Origin of the sequence: Campylobacter sp. 19-13652, assembly GCF_019702925.1 — a bacterium.
In the GTDB taxonomy this organism is placed as follows: Bacteria; Campylobacterota; Campylobacteria; order Campylobacterales; family Campylobacteraceae; genus Campylobacter_A.
In genome coordinates this window covers 78,888-100,155 of sequence record NZ_AP024713.1, presented here as the reverse complement: position 1 = coordinate 100,155, position 21,268 = coordinate 78,888, and the positions used below count along the sequence as shown (strand labels likewise).

Annotated in this window: 15 protein-coding genes and 1 pseudogene; 6 read left to right on the top strand and 10 right to left on the bottom strand. The window is 42.1% G+C overall.

Annotated elements, in window-relative coordinates; all coding sequences use genetic code 11:
* Positions 1 to 20: 20 nt before the first annotated feature.
* From LBC_RS00440 to rsmA, 8 genes are all read right to left on the bottom strand, one after another.
* Complete coding sequence (locus LBC_RS00440) at positions 21 to 782, bottom strand: pseudouridine synthase (RefSeq protein WP_221254174.1); 762 nt, start codon at positions 780 to 782, stop codon at positions 21 to 23.
* A 1-nt stretch (position 783) separates the two neighbouring features.
* Positions 784 to 1,746 (bottom strand): SIS domain-containing protein, encoded by a 963-nt coding sequence (locus LBC_RS00435; RefSeq protein WP_221254173.1) that lies wholly within the window; start codon positions 1,744 to 1,746, stop codon positions 784 to 786.
* Positions 1,747 to 2,204: 458 nt separating this feature from the next.
* Positions 2,205 to 4,925: a hypothetical protein gene (locus LBC_RS00430; RefSeq protein ID WP_221254172.1), complete on the bottom strand. Its 2,721-nt coding sequence runs from the start codon at positions 4,923 to 4,925 to the stop codon at positions 2,205 to 2,207.
* Positions 4,926 to 5,063: 138 nt separating this feature from the next.
* A complete protein-coding gene (locus LBC_RS00425) occupies positions 5,064 to 5,684 on the bottom strand; it encodes an aminotransferase class IV (RefSeq protein ID WP_221254171.1) in 621 nt (206 codons plus the stop codon).
* A complete protein-coding gene (locus tag LBC_RS00420) occupies positions 5,638 to 6,594 on the bottom strand; it encodes an aminodeoxychorismate synthase component I (protein WP_221254170.1) in 957 nt (318 codons plus the stop codon). Before LBC_RS00420 ends, LBC_RS00425 begins: the two co-directional genes overlap by 47 nt.
* Positions 6,591 to 7,916, bottom strand: coding sequence for a hypothetical protein (locus LBC_RS00415; protein WP_221254169.1), 1,326 nt, complete (start codon positions 7,914 to 7,916; stop codon positions 6,591 to 6,593). Before LBC_RS00415 ends, LBC_RS00420 begins: the two co-directional genes overlap by 4 nt.
* A gap of 204 nt (positions 7,917 to 8,120) precedes the next feature.
* Entirely contained in the window at positions 8,121 to 9,842 is a 1,722-nt protein-coding gene (locus LBC_RS00410; RefSeq protein ID WP_409240988.1) for a ribonuclease J, read from the bottom strand.
* Between the two features lie 286 nt (positions 9,843 to 10,128).
* Positions 10,129 to 10,932 carry a 16S rRNA (adenine(1518)-N(6)/adenine(1519)-N(6))-dimethyltransferase RsmA gene (rsmA, locus tag LBC_RS00405; RefSeq protein WP_221254168.1) on the bottom strand — a complete coding sequence of 268 codons (804 nt, stop codon included), beginning with the start codon at positions 10,930 to 10,932 and terminating at the stop codon, positions 10,129 to 10,131.
* A gap of 106 nt (positions 10,933 to 11,038) precedes the next feature.
* On the opposite strand from rsmA, the gene hisF reads away from it, so the two are divergent.
* From hisF to LBC_RS00385, 4 genes are all read left to right on the top strand, one after another.
* Positions 11,039 to 12,127: an imidazole glycerol phosphate synthase subunit HisF gene (gene hisF / locus LBC_RS00400; protein WP_311720913.1), complete on the top strand. Its 1,089-nt coding sequence runs from the start codon at positions 11,039 to 11,041 to the stop codon at positions 12,125 to 12,127.
* Positions 12,124 to 12,684 (top strand): purine-nucleoside phosphorylase, encoded by a 561-nt coding sequence (locus tag LBC_RS00395; RefSeq protein WP_221254166.1) that lies wholly within the window; start codon positions 12,124 to 12,126, stop codon positions 12,682 to 12,684. Before hisF ends, LBC_RS00395 begins: the two co-directional genes overlap by 4 nt.
* A 97-nt stretch (positions 12,685 to 12,781) precedes the next feature.
* Entirely contained in the window at positions 12,782 to 13,846 is a 1,065-nt protein-coding gene (rlmN, locus tag LBC_RS00390; RefSeq protein WP_221254165.1) for a 23S rRNA (adenine(2503)-C(2))-methyltransferase RlmN, read from the top strand.
* Positions 13,846 to 15,183 (top strand): cation diffusion facilitator family transporter, encoded by a 1,338-nt coding sequence (locus LBC_RS00385; RefSeq protein WP_221254164.1) that lies wholly within the window; start codon positions 13,846 to 13,848, stop codon positions 15,181 to 15,183. Before rlmN ends, LBC_RS00385 begins: the two co-directional genes overlap by 1 nt.
* Positions 15,184 to 15,477: 294 nt before the next feature.
* On the opposite strand, the gene LBC_RS00380 is transcribed toward LBC_RS00385, so the two are convergent.
* Positions 15,478 to 17,574 carry a TonB-dependent siderophore receptor gene (locus LBC_RS00380; protein ID WP_221254163.1) on the bottom strand — a complete coding sequence of 699 codons (2,097 nt, stop codon included), beginning with the start codon at positions 17,572 to 17,574 and terminating at the stop codon, positions 15,478 to 15,480.
* A 284-nt stretch (positions 17,575 to 17,858) separates the two neighbouring features.
* On the opposite strand from LBC_RS00380, the pseudogene LBC_RS00375 reads away from it, so the two are divergent.
* Positions 17,859 to 19,781, top strand: a pseudogene (locus tag LBC_RS00375) (ribonucleoside triphosphate reductase); the annotation flags it as partial.
* Between the two features lie 33 nt (positions 19,782 to 19,814).
* Positions 19,815 to 20,498, top strand: a complete 684-nt coding sequence (locus LBC_RS00370) for an anaerobic ribonucleoside-triphosphate reductase activating protein (protein ID WP_221254161.1) — start codon at positions 19,815 to 19,817, stop codon at positions 20,496 to 20,498.
* 157 nt (positions 20,499 to 20,655) lie between these two features.
* Here LBC_RS00370 and LBC_RS00365 read toward each other — a convergent pair whose 3' ends face one another.
* Complete coding sequence (locus LBC_RS00365; protein ID WP_221254160.1) at positions 20,656 to 20,808, bottom strand: hypothetical protein; 153 nt, start codon at positions 20,806 to 20,808, stop codon at positions 20,656 to 20,658.
* Positions 20,809 to 21,268 lie beyond the last annotated feature (460 nt).

The window sequence follows — 21,268 nt, the reverse complement described above, 5'->3', positions numbered from 1 at the left end:
TAATTTTCATTAAAATAAAGCTACCAGCGCACGCCATTTTGCTTTAAAAAATCACGCAAATCATCATACTCATTTTTCTCAAAATAGCGCCATTTGCCCTCTTTTAGCATGCCAAGCTCAACTCGCCCAAAACTTACCCTCTTTAAATCCACGACATCTATATCAAAGCAGCCAAAAAAGCGGCGTAATTCACGGTTTTTACCCTCATTTATCATCACTCTAAGCTTCGTATATCCTCCGCTCTCACCAAAAATATCAAATGCAACAAATGGCTTAAATTCCATCGATTTTATCTTGCTTTTTGAGTGCGCTCCACGGCTTGCGTCAGTGGCATAAAAGCCCTCCCTCATCGCCGTTTTAACGCTTTCAGTAATGCTACCTTTTACCTTTAGATAGTATTCGCGCTCGACATCACTTTGCATAAGTGCGCTAGCCACGGCTGGAGCGTCTGTAAGCAGCAATAGACCCTCACTAGCAAAATCAAGCCTACCGACTGGCACAAAGCCCTTAAAGCCGCTTGGAAGGCTGTCATATATCGTCCGCCGCCCCCTGTCATCGCACTTGCTTACAAGCTCGCCCTTTGGCTTATTATAGACTATGACACTAAAGCTGCTTTTTGGCTTTATAAGCCGTCCGTTTACGCGGACTTTATCCTCATCGCTAACGTCCTTAAAATCCACTACCACACGCCCATTTACGCTGACTTTTCCTGCTTTTATTAGCTCATCAGCCTCGCGGCGAGAATATCCCATATTGTGAGAAATAAATTTATTAAGCCTCATTTTATAGTCCTAAATTTGTAAGATCATGTACGTGCAAAACGCCCACAGGCACAGTATTTGCGTCTGTTATTATTAGTAGTTGGATTTTATTTTCTTGTATCATTTTTAGCGCGTCATAGGCTAGCATTTGCGCATCTTTTATACTCTTTGGGGATTGATTTGCGAATTTAATCGCAGGACTTTGGAGGCTAAACTCAGGGCTTTCAAGCGCGCGCCTTAAATCTCCGTCGCTTAAAACCGCCTTTAAAGCGCCACTTTTATCGACTAAAAGCGCACTTCCTAGCTTACCCGCACTCATCGAATTTATCGCATCTTTTAGATTGACCTCATCGCTTATGATAGGTAGATTTTCTTTTCGCATGACATCGGCAGCTTTTAAAAACAGCCTCTTTCCAAGCATTCCGCCAGGATGAAAGCTAGCAAAATCCTCGCGCCTAAACCCACGTAGCTTCATCAGGCACACCGCCAGAGCATCACCCAAAGCCAGTGTAAGCGTGGTCGAAGATGTCGGCGCCACTCCCAGCGGGCAGGCCTCCTTTGAGATAGCTATGGGGATAAAGCCATCACTTAATCGCCCAAGCGAGCTAGACACATCCTTTGCCATTGCTATTATTTTCACGCCCAGACGCTTTAGGTGCGGAGCTATGCTTACAAGCTCCTCGCTCTCGCCACTAAAGCTAATAGCAAGGACTAAATCATCATCTCGTACCATACCCAAATCCCCATGTAACGCTTCTGTTGGATGCATAAAAAAGCTCGGCGTACCAGTGCTTGCTAGCGTAGCGGCTATCTTGCGTCCGATGTGCCCACTTTTACCCACGCCTGTTACGACGACTTTACCCTTTATGGCACAAATAAGCCTAACAGCTTGCTCAAAGCTCTCATCCACTAGCCCAGCCGCTCGCTCTAGCTCGCCAGCCTCGGTAAGTAGCACTTCTTTGGCGTTTTTTAAAATTTCACTCATGTCTTTTCCTTAAATTTAACGCAAGTGTAGCATAAGTTTGCTTTTAAGCTCTTTTTGTGAAATGGTATTGCCTTTATTTGTTTTTTTTATTTGCACTCATTTCATAAGGTTTTAGAATTTATTTTGATGGTAAAACAACTCAACATTGCAAAGCTAGCCTTCTTTTGTTATTTAACTTCTATATATGTGTCAAGAGATAGAGGTTAATCTATAAACCGTCTCTTTTATTTTTAACACCATAACTCGCATTACTTTTGACAAATTTACTAGCACCCAGTTTCCAAAAGCTTGCTCGTGTTTCTTAAAAGTGTAAGATATTAATGTTATTTAAATTTATTTTTATCAAATTAATTTCTACGTTTAAGAGGTCTATAGTGTTTAATTTTTCAGTGGATATTTAAATTTTAAAAGCCCCAAAATTTGGGGCTTTGGAGTAAAAATGAATAAATTTATAGCCCTTAGCCTAGCCAATCGCTATCGCTACTAGATAGGTTAATACCAGCAAAGCTAATAGCACCCATATCCGCACTTTTAGACAGGCTTATACCGTCGTCCGTTTTTAGATATGTCCCATACGAGCTTACATCTAGTGCAGTCTCGTTTGATATATCGCTTGAGAGCGAGGCTAGGACTTTAGTGTTTTTGCTAGTCATAGTAAAGCTGCCGTCCTCAAAAACTATCATAGTCTTTTCACCAGAAGCACTTACCGTAAAGTTACTATTTACGCCGCTTATTATTATAGTGTCATCGCCACCACTGTCTTTGATTAAATTTATACCCCCAGCGTTTATGATGTATACATCATTACCGTCTCCGCCATTTAGGTAGTTTTTACCACTTCCGCCTATTAACACGTCATCGCCATCACCACCATAAAGCACGTCGTCTCCAGCTCCGCCGCTTAGCACATCATTTCCGGCTCCGCCATAAAGCTTGTCATTGCCGTCACCGCCAATAAAGAAGTCATTTCCTGCGCCACCTTTCATCTGGTCATCACCCTTGCTTCCTACGACTATTTCGACATTTTTTAGCTCATCTGTGGCTATAAAGCTAGCCTGCTTTATGCTAAAGTCACGATACTCCACGGCTTCTGTTCTCTTACCGTAGCTTACATGCTTTGTTTTTATCTCTTCATGAGCCACGTCGGCGTCTTTTATTGCCTTTGATACAATGTAGCTTCCATCATCATTTGTATAAAGCCAAATTTTTGATATGTTCTCGCCTGAATAAATAGCTGCGTCGCTACCAGCCCCACCGTCAAAGTTATTAAAGCCAGAGTTTGCCATCAGCTTATCATCGCCATCGCCACCGTCTATATTTAGGCGCAGGTTTTTGAGATTCCCAGTAGCTTCATCTATGATAACGCTTGCGTATTTATCATCTAGCCTAAACGTCTCATCGCCATCGCCACCTTTTATAGTATAGCCCTCTCGTGGCGCTTTTAGCACGAGCTTTGTATAGTAGTCATTCTTGCCAGTTTGGCTTCTTTGATTTTGCTCCACACCTGGTGCAAAAAGCGGCGTAGTAAAGGTTACTAGGGCTTTTTCACCGCTATTGCTTGAAATTTGAAGGCTGCCTTTTTCGCCGTCGATGACTAGCTTCTTTTTTATTTCATCATTACTCTCTACCTCGTTGCCACTTTTTACCATGGAAGCTAAATTTGCTGCGGTTTGGAGTTTGTGCGTATTTTGCGTTATGGCAGCTAGTTCTATCATGGTATCGCTAGCTTTTACCCCTCCAGCAGCCACGACATAATCGGCGCCAAAACTCTTTTGAAGCTCTTTTAAAAGCTCAGTTTTAGAAGCTAAATCTAGCCTGAAATTTGCCTCAAGTCCTTTCTCAAATAGCTTTTGCGCTCCGCCTAAATCATCTATTTTAGCTCTATACTTTGCTGCTATACCCTCTAAAATAGGCTGCTTAGTCGCCTCTAAAATACCTAGTATCACACCACTTGCCACTCCAGTTACAGCAGCTATAGGTGCACCTACTACGCTAGCAGCCGCAGCAGCCGATACAGCAGCACTAGCCACACCTACACCCATGCTTATGCCAGTCATACTAGCATCAAAAGCAAGCTTATCTTTTAAAAGCTCTGCTAGCAAGCTATCGCCTTCATAGCCAGCTCTTTTCATAGTATCGCCAAGCTCAGATATTGCCTTTGTCCTGTCGCTTTGATTTAATATACCTAGTATGGCTATAGGGCTAATAGCAAGACTAAGGCTAGCTGCAGCCGCACCAAATCCTGGCAGAGAGCTTGCTATGTGATTTGCACTTAGAATCGCCCCTGATACAGCCGATGTCGCCATACTTAAAGACCCAGCTACTTTCATGCCTAGCTCAATCCCAGCTGCTATTTGCTCTTTGTAGCCTAAGTTTTTAAAATTTGCAGCAACCACACCTATGTGGATAAAGTTGCTGATCGCATTTAGCACACCACTAACAGAGCCCAGAGCTATAACGCCATTACCTGTTACACCGCTTACATTTAACGCAGCTGTAGTAGTGTCAGTAGCCGAGGCTATCGTGGCTATGCCAGCGCTTGCGGCATTTGCTTTGCCCTCATCGGTACTAACATCACTCATAGCAGCCGCCGCTATATGTCTGGCTATGCCGATTAAACTAGAGCCAAACTCTGCTATTTTGTACTTTGCTAGAACAGTTTTTAAACTTATGCCCTCATCATCACTTTGTAGATGAAATATATAACCTTCATCATCTAATAATTGAGAAAATTCCCTTGTATTAGAATCAGTAGAATTTGACAATGAAATACCATCGTCATCAAGCCCTGCTATAGCATCACTAAGAATAGAATTTATACTTATGTCATCTATATCAGAATTTAAGCTTACGCTATCGAGACTATTTGGGTTATCTATACCCAAAGTATCATCTACGCCAAAACTTAAAAGCTTGACACTATCTTTTGCCTTTATAACATAAACAAAATCCTTAGCGCCACTTGCTTTGTGGTTTTGTACAAATTGATTAAATTTTATAAAATTTGTCCCTATTTCTGTATCGCTTATTAGTACACTAGACCCGTTTGATTCGCTTAGCCAATAACCACCATCTGGATGATTTACTAAAGCCGATTTAATAGAGCTTATTAACGCCAGAGAATCAGTATTAAAAAAACTTGCATTATTATTCATGCTATTTGTTTCATTAATTGGCATAATTACTCCTTTTATTAATGCTATAAAAATTTATAATTTCGTATAGATTTTAATAGAATTTTATTAATAAAAGGTAATTTTATTATAAATTTTAAAATTTTTTATCCTATTCTTAAACTTTAAATTTAAATTTAAAAATCAGAAAAGCTCAAAACTAACACCCTCAAGCTGCCTAAATCCAGTCATTGCATTTAGCACTGCAAAACCTCTAGCTTCTAGAAGGCTTTTTACGTCTATGTTGGCTGGCTTTATTAGCCTCTGCCCCACAAGCCTATCTCTGCAAGTACCCCGTAAAAGTGGGGTTTTGGGCGTTAGCCACTTACCGCCTATTAGCACGGCTACGTTTGCGATACTCGTGTCACTTATTAGTCCATCTTTTACTACAAGCACCTCATCACATCGCCCTTTTAGCGCAAAAAGTGCGTCAATCTCGCTTCTATCTAGCCACTTTTTTGAGTAGTCTATGTCGCTGTTAATAAGCCTAATGCTCGCTATTTGCCTCGGCTTGTAGGGGCTTAGCTCGCAACTTACTAGCTCGCCGTTTACTGTGTAGATTAGCTTTGCTCTTTGTAGTGCAGCTTGGTGCGTGCTTTGGCTGATTGCGAGATTTAAAACTTTAAGCGGATTAAATTTAATCTCGCCCACACTTTTTCTCATTCTAATTAGATGAAAGGCAAGATTTTGCGGCTGCGCAGCACGAATGCAAATCGTCTCAAAAAGCAAGGTAGACCTTCTTGCAAAGCTCGTCATATTCGGCATTTAGCCCACTTTCAAACGTAAGTCCACCACCGCTGTGAAAATAAAGCCCCTGCGCATCCTTGCCGATAAATCGTATAAGCACCCAGCTACGCAAACACTCACCGTCATAAAGCACAAAAACACCGCTAAAATAACCCCTGCGCTCGCTCTCAAGCTCAGCTATAATCTCACGCACCCTAGGCTTTGGCGTGCCAGTAATCGAGCCAGCTGGTAGCAAAGCGGCAAATAAATCGCCATAATTTTGCGCATAGTGGGGCTTTAAGGTGCCAGAAATTTCTGAGCTAGTCTGTAGTAGCTCGCCGTGGTTTGTACGCACACTTTGGACAAAGCGAAAACGCTCGACATGGACGTCGTTTGCCACGATTGAGAGGTCATTTCGCATAAGATCAACCATCATAGCCTGCTCACTAAACTCCTTTTTATCCGCTAACAAGGTCTGTGCCGCATCAGGCAAGCTAGCGTCGATAGTGCCTTTCATAGGCGTGGTACTGATTTTATCTCCAGTAATACTAATAAAACTCTCTGGACTAAAGCAGACAAACTCATCTTTAAACTTTAGCACTAAAGGAGCATTTGAGCGCACGTAAATCTCGTCTAAACCAAGCTTTAAGCCAAGCCTTGTTTTAAAGCATAAATTTAAAAGATACGCATCGCCACTTTTAAAATACTCTCTAGCGCGCCAAAATGCCTGTTCGTATAGCCAAAACGGCGGATACAATGGGTCTAGCTGGACGGCGTCTGTACTCTGCACGGTACTTTTATCGCTACTAAGCTTAAAGCTAAGCCCGTTTGCTCTAGCTTCGCTTAAAGGGCAGGCTAAATGGCACTCATCATCATAGCCAATAAGCGCCACAAATGGGACTTTTGCGCGCGAATATGCGTTTAGCTGAGCGATTAGGCTATGCGTCATCTATCGTCTTTTATGGCTTGAAAATTAGTGTCGTAGATTAAATTTGAATTAATCAAAAATGGCTTTTTGTGTCCGTCTTTTGACTTAACGCTGACCCAGTAGCCCCTTGCGTCAGGGATTATTATTTGAATATTTTTTAAAAGTATAATTTTTTCACTCTCATCGATTTTGCAAGGCTTAGTGTCATTTTCATCGCTGCATTTTGGCAAATCTTTAAAAATTTCTTGCACTGTTTTTGTGTTTTGCAATCTCATATTTAAGTCAAAATCTCCAACCCCAGCAAAAATAACAGAAAAAGGAGAAAAAGCCGCAACCATTACTAAACCAAAAGCTATCATAGAGATTATTTTGGCGTTAATGCTATAAATATTAAATAAAAAAATACAAGGCATTAGGCTTAATAAAAACGCTATAAAGCTTAAATAGCCCCTATTTTCATAAGTATGCTTTAGTATATCAAAGCTAAAAATATAAATAACCCAAACAAAACAGGCACTCCCCAATACGAATAAACAACTAGCCACAAAATGAAAGCTTTTTATTTTAAATTTATTCCATAAATAAAAAACCAACAAAGCAAGTATGAAAGCAAGCGTAATTAACAAAGTAAAAGTAGATATTTTTATACTCAAAACTAAACTACCCAAAAAATATAAAAAACAAAAAATAAAATAGCCAAAAACTAAGATCGTATTATGCAAAGAAAACGACAAGGCTTTATACAAAAATCCGATAATGACAAATAACATGGCTAGAAAAACTGACGTATTTATAAAAACAAAAGCACTACCCAAAAGTGCTTTAATCAAATCAAAATTTAACTCAGGTACGATATAAAATTTAAAAGCAACATAGACAAAATATGGCAGATAAACAGCCGCAAGAAAGCAAAATATCGTCCTAATTTCAAGCACTTTGCTAACAAGAGAAAATAGAAATTCTTTCTCAGCTTCGTAGCCGAACTCCCCAAAAACATCACTATAAATTTTATCTTTTGCGCACAAATAGACTTTAGCAAGCTTATCGTCCCTTTTTGCAAGCTGTGCTATGCATCGCTCAAGTTGCCACTCGACTTTAGGCAAAAGCTGCTTTAAAGTGCTATTAATAGTCTCTAGCTCTGAGGTATTTTTAGCCTTAATGCTTGCGTAATTGCTTGCATTAGCGCTAGCTAGCTCAAGCCCTAAAGCCTGCTTAGCTTCTAGTGCGAGCAAGCACTCTTTTATCTCGCTTTTGCGTGATTTAGCTATACCGAGACACTTTTTTAAAAGATGAATTTGATTTTTTAAGGTTGCGTCCATTAAACTCTGCTCTATTTTAAACATTCTCCCTTTTGTTTTGCATAAAATCCCCCTTTTGTATCCATTAAATATACACTTTTAAAAGTTAAAATTAAATAAATTTTAACTTTTTTAATTAATTTTATATTTAAGATATGCAAATTTAAAGTGGTAAATTTATCCAAGAGTAAAGCCATGCTAGCTAGCAAGCCACAGCCCACTAAAGCCCCCGTAGGGGCTTAGGCTAAATCACATCAAATAAATTATCGGCACGATAGTTGGGTATTTTTTGAGCTTTCTAAAGATGTGCTTGCGGATTACCTGCCTGATTTGCCCTTCAAGTACTCGGCTGTCTTTTAGTAGCTCAGGCTTTGCATTAGCTAAAAACTGGCTTAAAATCTCACTCATCTCGCGGCTAAACTCAGCGTCATTTCGCTTTGCTACGACGCCGTAGCTTACCACCCGTGGCTTGTGTATGAGCCGTGCTGAGTGGCTGTCAATCTGCGCTATCATCATCACCACCCCAGCCTCAGCTAGGTTTTGGCGGTCGATGACGACGTCGTCTGCGATTTGCTTGTTGATTTGATTATCGATAAAGACCTTGCCTGTTTTTATCGTTTTTACGCGCTTCATATACTTCTGGCACACTTCAACCACGTCGCCGTCGCTCATTAGATAGATGTTTCTCTCATCCACGCCGCAGGCTATGGCGGTGTCTTTGTGCTTTGCGATGTGGTTATACTCGCCGTGCACTGGCAGGAAGTATTTTGGCTTGATTAGGCGGAGCATTAGCTTTTGCTCTTCTTGTGCGGCGTGTCCGCTGACGTGGATCTCAGAAAAGTCCTGATACGCCACGCTTGCGCCTGATTTGATTAGAAAATTTAGCACGGTGCTGACGCTGCTTTCATTACCTGGTATGGCTTTTGAGCTTATGATTATCTGATCAGTTGGCTTGATTTTTATGTATTTATGCTCATCTGTTGCCATTCGATAAAGCGCGCTCATCGTCTCGCCCTGACTGCCTGTTGTTACGATTAGCACTTCGCTATCTTTAAATTTACCCACTTCGTTTGCGTCAATGAATATCTTTTTATCAAGCTTTATGTATCCTAGCTCCATTGCGGTAAAGAGATTTCGCTCCATACTGCGGCCTATGACGCAGACTTTGCGGCCATATTTTAGCCCCCAGTCGATAGCCTGATAGACGCGGTGAATGTTTGAGCTAAAGGTGCTCATTATCACCCTGCCCTTGGCCTTTGAAAATATCGCATCAAAGGTCTTACCCACGCTGCTTTCGCTTTTGGTTATGCCCTCTTTGTAGCTGTTTGTGGAGTCGCTTAGCAAGCACAGCACCCCACGCTCGCCGTAATACGCAAGCCTGCCTAAATCAGTCGGATAGCCGTCAATTGGCGTGTGATCGATTTTAAAGTCTCCAGTGTGGATTATCGTGCCAGCTTTTGTGGTAATGGCAAGGGCTGAGCTATCGATGATAGAGTGGGTGATGTGTATCCACTCTATTTCAAAATCGCCGATTAGATATGGCTTTCGCTTTTCAACCGAGCGAAAAAGGCTTCGCTCTTGCTTTAGTCCGTGCTCTTCGAATTTATTATTTATCATACCCAGTGGCAGCGGCGTGGCGTAGATGGGGAATTTAAACTCCTTGAAAAAATACGGCACCGCACCGATATGATCCTCGTGTGCGTGGGTGATGATGATACCTGCGATTTTATCCTTTATGCGGCGGACGTAGTCAAAGTCAGGTATGAGTATATCCACGCCGTGCATACCTTCGCTAGGAAAGCTCATACCAATATCGACGATAATCGCACTCGTATCAGTCTCAAAAATCGTCATATTGCCGCCGATTTCGCCAAGCCCGCCAAGCGGTATGATACGCAGCTTATGCTCGCTTGAGTTTAGGTATTTTAGCGGCTCTAGGCGGAGTTCGTGCACCGCTTTATTTGCCTGCATAGCAGCGGCGATGTCCTGCTGCCACGGCTCGTTGCCGTTTAGCTTGGCTGGGAGATTTTTACGCACTCTTTTCTTTTTGGCTTTTTTATCAGCTTCAGCTGGTGTTACAGCAGCATTTTCGCTAGATTTTTGTGTTGGTTTTTGGCTATTTCTTGACTGAGTGCCTCTTTTTCTATGGGGTTTTTTAGCTCCTGTCTCGCTATGTTCTGCCTTTATATTCTCAGACTCTTGCTTTGGCTTAAAGCGTCTTTTTCTACTGCGCGATTGTCCTTCGCCGTTTTTTTCGTTATTTTCCATTATTCACCTTTTTAAAAATTTCTAAATATAAGGTGGTATTTAACTCGTGTGGACGGATATTTTCTGCCATTTTAAGCTCTTTAAACGCCTCTAAAACGGCGTCTTTTTTAAATTTGCTAGCGAGATTTTTGACAAGCACCTTTCTAGGCGCACTAAATGCTGCCTTTAAAAAATCGCAAAACATAACAAATTCTTTATCGCTAGAAAAAACGTCCCCAACTAAGCTTTTATGCTTTATTATCTCTATGACTGATGATGTTACCTTTGGTGGCGGATCAAAGCTTACAGCCTCGACGTCAAAAAGTAGCCTCGCCTTACTGGCTAAATCAGCAAGCACCGCAAGCGCGCTATACTCGCTGCTGCCACTTTTAGCACTAAATTTCACAGCTACTTCGCGCTGTACCATCACCAAAAGCCCCTTGCAAAGTGGATCTTTTATGGCGTTTAGTATCATCTTTGTAGCTACGTAATAAGGCAGGTTTGCCACCAGAAAATACGGCTCATCACTAAGCCCATCATCCCACGCCGAAAGTGCGTCAGAATGGACTAGACTAAACTCCCCACTTTGTATTTGCGATTTAAATTTATCGCGTAAAATGGGGACTAGATCATCATCTATCTCATAGCTTTTTACCCTAGCATTTAGCTCGAGTAATCTGGTCGTTAAATCACCTAAGCCAGCCCCAATTTCTACGATATTGTCTGCGTTATGGGGGATCGCTTGGATGATTTTGGCTTTTATACTCTCATCTTTTAGAAAGTTTTGGCCGAATTTCTTTTTTGCTTTTATCATCGTGGGATTTTAGCTAAAGTTGTCTTATATTAAGGTAAAGAGCCTAAAACTCTCTTTTTTACGTAATTTTTGGGTAAATTTGTAGTGCTAAAGAAAAAGATGAATAATGATATTATGTTATAATAAAATAAAAAGGCCAGACATGAACCACTTCGCAAAAAGGATAATTCCATGCCTAGACGTCAAAGACGGCAGAGTCGTAAAGGGAATAAATTTCATTGGATTAAAAGACGCTGGAGACCCAGTCGAGGTGGCTAGGAGATACAATGACGAGGGGGCTGATGAGCTTTGCTTTTTGGATATTACCGCCACACACGAACAAAGAGGCACTCTAGTAGAAACCGTAAAAAAGGTGGCAAAAGAGCTGTTTATACCTCTAACTGTGGGAGGCGGTATACGCACGATAGATGATATCTCAACCCTACTAAATGCAGGCTGCGACAAGGTAAGCCTAAACTCAGCAGCCATATCAAATCCCAATCTAATAAGCGAAGCAGCAAATAAATTTGGCGCACAGTGTGTCGTTGTCGCAGTTGATATAAAGCATAGTTTCACGGGAAACCAACCAGTAGCAAAGCTTATAAAGCAGCTAAATAATGCCATAATAAGTGCAAATTTTACCCATGCTCTAGCTAAAAGTTTAAATTTAAACGATAAAGAGCTATCAGAATGCACTCAAATCTGTGCTCATAAAATAGCTCCAAAATGCAAAATGCAAGAAGCGGCAAATGGGGTAAATTTTGCTAGTGCAGACGCAGATTTTGCCATGGTGATAAAAGAGCTTTCAAGCATGCTTTCAAAATCCAGCTCAAGCACAGCAAAAACCCTCTCAAAAGAGCTGCTAGATCAAAGTTTTAGAGTTTACATCGCAGGAGGCAGAAAGGATACTGGAATAGACGCCTTTAAGTGGATAAAAGAGTGCGAAGAAAGGGGTGCAGGAGAGATACTGCTAACGTCAATGGATGCCGATGGCACAAAGGATGGGTACGACCTGCTACCCACTGCAATGATAGCAAACTCAGTAAACATACCTCTTATAGCAAGCGGTGGAGCTGGGAGCATGGAGGATATTAAGGACGCCTTTAAAGCAGGCGCCGACGCTGCTTTGGCGGCTAGCATATTTCACTTTAAAGAGATAGAAATAGATAAGCTAAAAAGCTACCTAAGCCAAAATGATGTGGCGGTAAGATTATGATAGTCTGTGCTGGAGCTAGCGAGAGTTTTGAATTTGCCAAATCTATAGGAATAGGGCTTGTCGAGCCAGCAATAAATTTAACTAACACTGTTAGTAATACCATGCCAAAATGGATACTTTTTGTAGGGACAGCTGGCAGCTATGGGAGCATAAAAGTAGGCAGTATATGCCTATGTCAAAATGCTGTAAATATCGAAATATCAAGCCTTTTAGAGCTATCATACACCCCTATAAATACAAGCGTAATAACAAAACTACCAGAGCACACAAATACACTAACAGATACTAACAACATACTAACAGACGTGGTTTGCAATTCATCAAATTTCATCACAAAAGATAGTGCTATGGCGGATAAATTTATAAAAATGGGCATAGATATAGAAAATATGGAGCTTTATAGTGTGTTTAGTGTGGCTAGAAAATTTGATATACCTTGCGCTGGATTGCTTTATGTTACAAATTTATGTGATACAAATGCGCACAATGACTTTATAAAAAACCACGAAACCGCCAAAAAAGCTCTAATAAAGCTTATAAAAACTGCAAATTTTTAAGCCTTTGGTTTCATATGAAACATAGTTTTTACGCTGGAAAATACGTTATTTAAAGCTAAAATCTGCTATTATCTTTTAAAAAATTTAAGGATCAAAAGTGAAAAACATACTCGACCTAAGCCTAGATGAGCTAGCCCAGATAGTAAAGCCAAACTTTCGTGCTAGACAAATTTATCAGTGGATATATCAAAAATACGCAGATAGCTTCGAGCAGATGAGCAGCATACCAAAAGAGCTTCGAAGCGAGCTGGCAAAGGAGTATGACCTAAGCCCGCTTAAAATCGTGCGGACGCAAAAAAGCAAAGACGGCAGCATAAAATATCTCTTTGAGGCAAGGGATAAAAACCGCATAGAAAGCGTGCTGCTGCCTATGAAAGAAGAGGTCTCAGACGAAAACGGCAAAATAACACGCCACGCACGCTACACTATCTGCGTCAGCTCTCAGGTAGGCTGCAGGATGGGCTGTAGCTTTTGCCTAACGGCAAAGGGCGGGCTTACTCGCAACCTAAGCGCAGGCGAAATCGTAGGCCAAATCCTAGCCGTAAAAAAGGACAATGCTATTGCCTACGAACGCCGCGTAAATATCGTATATATGGGTATGGGTGAGCCGCTGGATAACCTAGAAAACGTCGCCAAAGCCGTCAAAATCCTAGCCGAAAACGACGGACTATCCATCGCCCCACGCCGCCAGACCATTAGCACGTCTGGGCTTGCCACGCAGATAAAAAAGCTCGGCGAAAAAGACCTAGGCGTCCTGCTAGCTATCAGCCTGCACGCCACCACAGACGAGCTGCGAACCAGGCTAATGCCCGTAAATAAGGCCTACAACATCGAAGCCGTAATGCAGGCGGTGCGTGAGTTTCCAGTCGATTTACGCAAGCGAGTGCTGTTTGAGTACCTAGTCATCAAAGGCGAAAACGACAGCCTAAGCGACGCCAAACGCCTAGTAAAGCTCCTGCACGGCATCAAGGCAAAGGTAAATTTAATCTACTTTAACCCCCACGAAGGCAGCACCTACGCCCGCCCAGAGCCAGCCGATATGCTCCGCCTGCAAGACTACCTTTCAGCCCACGGCGTCACCTGCACCGTGCGCGCTAGCAAGGGGCTAGACATCAGCGCAGCCTGCGGACAGCTAAAAGAACGAAGCAAGGAGATAATATAATGAAAACCCTACTGCACGAGCCGTTAAATTTAAACCACGCTAATAATGACTGCGGACATAGCCACTTTGCCAGCGATGACGTCGAGCACACTCACGATAACGGCGGAGAGTGCGACCACGCCCACAGCACCCACTCACAGGCTAGCCACAGTCACGCACCTAGCCAGCACGCCTGCGGCGACCAGGCCAGCGATGACGGATTGGGTGAATTTAATTACACTCACAGCCACGACGCTCACGCTATCTCGCGCACCAAAACCGAGCATAGCCAAACTAACGCTACCCACGCCAGCCACGAAGGCTCGCAGTTTGGCAAGTCAGACGACCACTCATACGCTAGCAGCTTGCAAGCAGATAACGCCGATAAACTCGCCCACTCCGCCGACACAAACGCACACACCAGCCAAACTAGCAGCAAGCACAAAAAAGCAAGCCATAAATTTAACCCGCACACTCGCGCCAGCCATTCTCACGCCCACGGCACGCACGCCCACGCAGACCCCAGAAGCACTGATAAAAAGCTCCTTATCGCCGCCATAGCCCTGACCGCCACAATGGCTATCATAGAGCTTATCTACTCGCTCATATCAGGCTCGCTTTCGCTTTTAAGCGACACCTTGCATATGTTTTCAGACACTCTCGCACTCGCCCTAAGCCTGCTCGCCCTGCACCTAGCCCAGCGGCTTAAGAGCAAAAATCTCAGCTTTGGCTATTACAGGCTTGAGGTGCTAGCTAGCTTCACAAACGCGCTTACGATACTCCTATCAGCCGCATTTATCGGCGTTAAAGCGATAGAGCGGCTGCTCGCACCGCAAAGCGTGGACGCAGGGGCTATGCTGCCAGTGGCGATAGCTGGGCTAGTGATAAATTTAATAGCCGCCGCCATAATGGCAAAGGGCTCAAACAGCCTAAATATGCGCTCTGCACTGCTTCACATCATCGCTGACTTGCTGGGTTCAGTAGCAGTCATCGCTGGGGCTTTGGCGATGATGATGTTTGGGATTTACTGGCTTGATGCCCTGCTAGCGATACTTATCTCGGCTTCGCTTTTGCGGCATAGCGTGCAGCTTTTAAAGCAGAGCGGATTTATCTTGCTTGAGGGCAGCACCTGCGATTTAGACGAGATAAAAAATACTCTGCTGCAAAATGAAAATATAGCCAGCATTGACGACTTGCACGTAACGCAAATCACCGAAAATATGCTAGTGGCGAGTATGCACGTGCGGCTTTTTAGCGGGGTTAAATTTGAAAAAGTGAGCGATTTTATAAGCCTGCTACTGCTAGAAAAATACGGCATCGCTCACACGACGATACAGCCTTGCTGGAAGGGAGAGTAAAATGAGTGTGCTTGATATTATTCAGATATGCTTTATAGCAGTAGTTGTGGTAGCTGGGCTTTGGCTTATGATGCACGTAGTAAAAAATGATGGCTAACATAGCGTTAGTTGGGTTTAAAATTTGTTAGTTTATAAAGCCCAAACACTCTGTAAAAACAGCGCTAAAATCAAATTTATTCTAGTTAGTATTTGTTTGCTTGATGGTAAAATATAATTAAAAACAGATTACGACAACATAAAATTAGACCAATATAAGGAGCGCAGCTAAGCGCCCCTAAAAATTTAAAGCTTAAACTAAAACTCATACACAAAGGTACTCATAAACGAGCGTCTATCCCCTGGACGAGATGACGAGCGCCAGTACTCTTTATCAAAGAGATTATTTACCGCCAGCGTCATTGAGGCGTGCTTACTAAATTTATACCCCGCACTCATATCCACGCGCACAAAGCCTGGTAGGTGCGCTCCTTTTGCGCTTTTTGCGGCATCATTATAGACATAATGGTAGCGCTTTGAGTATGCGGTTACGCCACCTTCAAGATACCATAGATCGTTGTAAGCGTACCGCAAGAATACATTCCCCTGCCAGTGTGTGGTGTTTTCTAGCTCTAGTCCGTTACGGTAGCCATACACCTCATCGCCTGAAGTCTTAGCAGACATGTAGCCTACAGAGCTTCGCATATATACACCCTTAGCTAATTCGCCTAATAAATTTAGCTCTATCCCACGGCTTTTTTCATCGCGCTGAGCCCATAGATATGGGTCGTTTGAGTCTGGATTGTAGCGGTTGTTTTTATGTCTTATCTCATACACCGCTACCGTACTCATAAAGCGTTTATTTGCCCACTCGCTCTTTAGCCCCACTTCATATTGTTCGTTGGTTTGCTTTTTGGCTAGGTTTTGTATGTCGTTTGTGGTAGTTGACACACCTACCCAACCGTTACCACCATATGGTGCAAAGCTCTTTGAGTAGCTCGCATACAACGTATGCTCTGGAGTAATATCATAAAGCACACCTATGCGAGGAGAAAATGCACCGTCTTTATAGCTTCTGCTATTTTGATTTATATCTGTGCTTTTAAACTCATACCAGTCATACCGTCCGCCAATAAGCAAATGATAGCGCTCATCAAATGTAATAAGATCATCTATAAAAACCCCATGCGTTATCGCCTTATGCTTATTATGAGTGCTTACCCTATCATACCTAGCGCTATTCCATGAGCTAGAGCTTGCAAACGGATCTATGCTAGCAGTAAAGCCTCTTTGATATTTTAGCCGCGGCTCACGCTTTTCGATTGAGTAATCATACCCAAAACTTACCTTATGCCCCACTCTCTCGCCTTCAAATTCACGGTTTAGCAAAACTGTGCTTGAAAGAGTTGTATTATCTGTCTGCTGGGCGGCATAGTTTTGCGTTAGCATTCTTGTATTTACATCATAAGTACCAGCAAAAAAGTTATCAAAATCCTGAGACGCTTTTCTATACCCAGCTATCCACTTTAAATTTATATCATGAACTAGTTCTGCATTTAGCTCTGTGCGTAGAAAGTGCAGAGTGTCTTTTACAAAATCTCCATTATGAGCAAAGCCTTTATTGTAGCTTATTCCCATGGCATCATAGACTGATTTTTCAGGGTTTCTATCAGGTACGCGCCATGCGTCATCGTACGTATACTGCGCTTCAAAGCTCACTGTGCCATCTTGGTTGGTTACGACAAAACTAGGGCTTATCATTTTATTGCGATATTTTACGCCATCTCGCCAGCTTTTGCCCTGCTCGTAATCGCCAGTAAGGCGCACTGCAAAGGTGTCGCTTATGACATGATTTACATCTACCATGCCACCGTATCTATCCCACGACCCAGCCCTAGCTGAAAGCTTATAAAGAGGCGAGAAATTTGCCTTTTTGCTGACTAAATTTATCACGCCACCACCTTGAGAGCGTCCGTAAAGTATAGAGGCTGGTCCTTTTAGTATCTCAACACGTTCGATATTTGCAGTACTTCGGCGTATCTGCCCACTATCACGCACTCCATCACGGTATATATCGCCCCCATCTACGCTAAAGCCGCGGATCTTTATCCCATCGCCTCTGGTATCATAGCTAGCATCTACGCCAGAGTTGCCCTCTAGTATGCTTGAGAGGTCGTTTGTGCCGTAGTTGCGATTTTTCTGCACATCCACAGCCTCGATACTTTGTGGGGTCTCTTTTATGCTTAAGCCGTTTTTATTCACTTCTACATTACTAGGTGCGACATATCCTTTGGTAAAATCCTGCTCGCTAATGCCCTCAACATCAACAGTAGGAAGTACCACAGAATAATCCTGTGCCGCGCCCAATCCCCCAGCAACGAGTACGCAAGCAACGAGCGAAAGTCCTGCTTTCATCATTCTCCTTTTAAAAATAATATTTTTGATAGTTTTTACGCGCGTATTGTATCAATAGCAATATAAATTTAAAATAATATCAATTATCAGCTTTGTATAATAGCAATTTTAATTAATTAAATTAATTAATTTTATTTTTTAAGTATATTTATTAAATATTAAATATAAAGCCGCTTTTTATAGATATTTTATAGTTTTATAAACTTAATGTAAATTATTTTTATCTTTAAATTTATATCAAAAAATATAAATTTAACTGAGTTAAATTTAAGCAATATTTTCATATACTTTGCACTCATATCCACACAAAAGGCAATAAAATGTCAACCAAAATAGACGCTTCAAAAACCATATATGAGTACATAGACAACACCGACTGGAGGGTAAAAGCAAACTCAAATACAAGCTACTCAAACGCAGGACTTATAAACAATACAGCCGGCAAAGTAATAGCAAATTTTTGGCTTGATGAGGTCTATGACAAAGACACCGCAAAAGCCCATAGGGATGCTGATTTACACATACATGATTTAGATTGTCTAAGTGGATACTGCGCTGGATGGAGCCTTAGAGCGCTATTAAACGAGGGCTTTAACGGCGTAGCAGGCAGAGTGGATAGTAAAGCACCCATGCACTTTCGCACTGCGCTTTCTCAGATGGCAAATTTCCTAGGCATACTTCAAAGCGAATGGGCTGGAGCGCAGGCATTTTCTAGCTTTGATACCTACCTAGCGCCATATCTTTTTAAAGACGGACTAACAGACAAGGAACTAACAAAAGCACTAACAAGCTTTGTGTACAACCTAAACGTACCAGCACGCTGGGGACAAAGCCCATTTACTAATATCACCCTAGATATAGACTGTCCAGATGATTTAAAAGAGCAAATTCCAACGAGCAAAAACCAGCATTTATTTACTAACATCACCAACAAAAAACTAACACTTAAAGCAAATGAGCGCGGACGAGCAAAGCTAACAGATATGACATATGGGGATTTTAAAGATGAAAGAGCAAGGATAGTAAAAGCACTTTATAACGTGCTAACAAAAGGCGATGCAAACTCAGCACCATTTACCTTTCCTATACCGACCATAAATTTAACCGAAAGCTTTGACTGGGATAGCGACGTAGCGCAGGCGATATTTGAAAATACCGCTAAAATAGGCTCAAGCTATTTTCAAAATTTCATCGGCTCGCAGTACCTAGTAAAAAACGGAGAAAAAGTCCCAGACCCAGACGCATACAAACCAGGCGCAGTGCGCTCTATGTGCTGTAGGCTTCAGCTTGATTTGCGCGAGCTTTTGCGCCGCGGTGGTGGGCTTTTTGGAAGCGCGGAACAAACTGGCAGCATAGGCGTAGTTACTATAAATTTAGCACGCCTTGGCTATCTGTACAAAGGTGACAAGGACGCTCTTTTTAAGAGGCTTGATGAGCTTTTAGATATTGCCAAAAACTCACTTGAGGCAAAAAGGGAGTTTATCACACAGATGTTTAAAAGAGGGCTTTATCCATACACAGCACGCTATTTAAGGGATTTTAACAACCACTTTAGCACCATAGGTGTAAATGGCGCAAACGAGATGATACGCAATTTTTCAGACGATAAAGAAAATATTGCAAGCGAGTTTGGGCGTGAGTTTGGTATTGAAATTTTAGAGCATATCAGGACGAAATTACGTGAGTTTCAAAGCCAAACAGGGCATCTTTATAACTTAGAAGCCACACCAGCTGAAGGCACCACATACCGCTTTGCAAAAGAGGATTTAAAGCGCTACAGTGGCATCATTCAAGCTGGGCTTGGCGATGGCGTTTATTACACAAACTCAACCCAACTTCCAGTCGATTTTACAGACGATCCATTCCTAGCGCTTAGCTTGCAAGACGAGCTTCAAACAGCCTACACTGGCGGCACGACAATGCACCTATATATGAGAGAGAGGCTTAGCTCGGCAGAGGCTGCAAAGTCGCTAGTGAGGGCTTGCGTTAGTAATTTTAGACTACCATACCTTACAATCACGCCTATTTTTAGCATATGCCCTGTGTGCGGATACATACACGGCGAGCAGCAAGAATGCCCAAAATGCGGTGAAGCAACACTAACATATACAAGGGTAATGGGCTATCATCGCCCTGTTAGTAGCTTTAATATCGGCAAAAAAGCTGAGCATGATCAAAGAGTGAGCTTTAACGAGCCAGCAAGATAATAAATTTAAAGCTTGTTAGTGAAGTGTTAGTAAATGCCAATAACAAAAATAACGCCTTTTACAACGATTGATTATGAGGGTTTTACCTCTGCTGTACTTTATTTTGCAGGATGTAACATGAGGTGTGTATACTGCTATAATAAAGAGATATTTTTAAGCAAAACATATCTCGATATGGCGCAAATTTCAAGCTTTTTACGCTCTAGAGCTGGCTTACTTGACGCAGTAGTTTTTAGCGGAGGAGAGTGTACTTTGGCTAGAGATTTTATCGGCATGCTTAGCCTTTGTAAGGATTTAGGATACCGCATTAAAGTAGACACAAACGGCACAAATACTAACGCATTAGCTAACGCTTTAAACCTCTCATTTATAGACTTTGTTTCGCTTGATTTTAAAGCTAGTAGAGATAAATTCTATCTCGTTACTAAAAACCATGGCTATGAAAATTTTACAAATACATTTAAACTTTTAAAAGATAGTGGCATTAAATTTGAAGTCCGCACGACAGTACATAGTGAACTTTTAAACGAACGAGATATTTCTGATATGTCTAGTGAGCTTTATGCGCTTGGATACAAAGGCACTTATCATATACAAAACTTCCAAAAAGTCTCAGATTTTGGCTTTTCTGATAATATAAGCAATAATCCAAAGGAGATAAACCCCCACCTTATAAAATCAAAAATAAAGATAAATTTTAGAAACTTTGTAGGTTAAAATTTTAAGCAGTAACCACACATACAAAACACTCAGCTTTGCCAAAGCTTAAAATTTAGCACTTTGGCTAAATCGACGCTAAAAGCTAATCCCCTAACGCCGCAACCCAGCAATCACGCCATCGCCACCATCAAGCCCAAGTAGGTATTTTAAGGTGTTAGTAGATATTTTCCAAATCATAATCTACCGCCACCCTGCTCCACTGCTCGTCCGCTTTGTAATTATGTCCGCTAAAATTTGAGTGATGGCACACGTCCTGTCCGTAGTCTGGATTATAAATGTAAGCAAACCGCACGCCCACGGCACGCACAGCCTACAGCAGCTCGTAGCGGATGTAGTCTGAGTAAAACACGCTATTGTCATAAAAGTTTCTAAACACCGCACACAGCCCCTCTCCTATCCTGCTAGCTAAGCCCCTTAACCACGCTATCATTTAGGCTAAATTTAGCCCACTGCTTGGGATGGCAAAAATCATACACAGGATGCGAGCCAAGCATATGTACCACGATAAACTTAAGCCCCATAGGCTCATCGAGTGCCGCTCTAAACAGCTATAGCAGATTCTCATCGTAGCTACCTTCGCCACGACTGCTGCCACGATTGCTTAACACGAGAGTATCCGCCCTGCTGGCAAAAATGCTAATAATCTCCCTATTAACTGTACTGTGATTGCTGATAAAATAGGCTAAGCCGAGCCTTTTACTCTCTCGTTTCGCCCACCGACATAAAGCCCAAATATCCACACCAGCCTAGCACTACCCCCCCCCCTT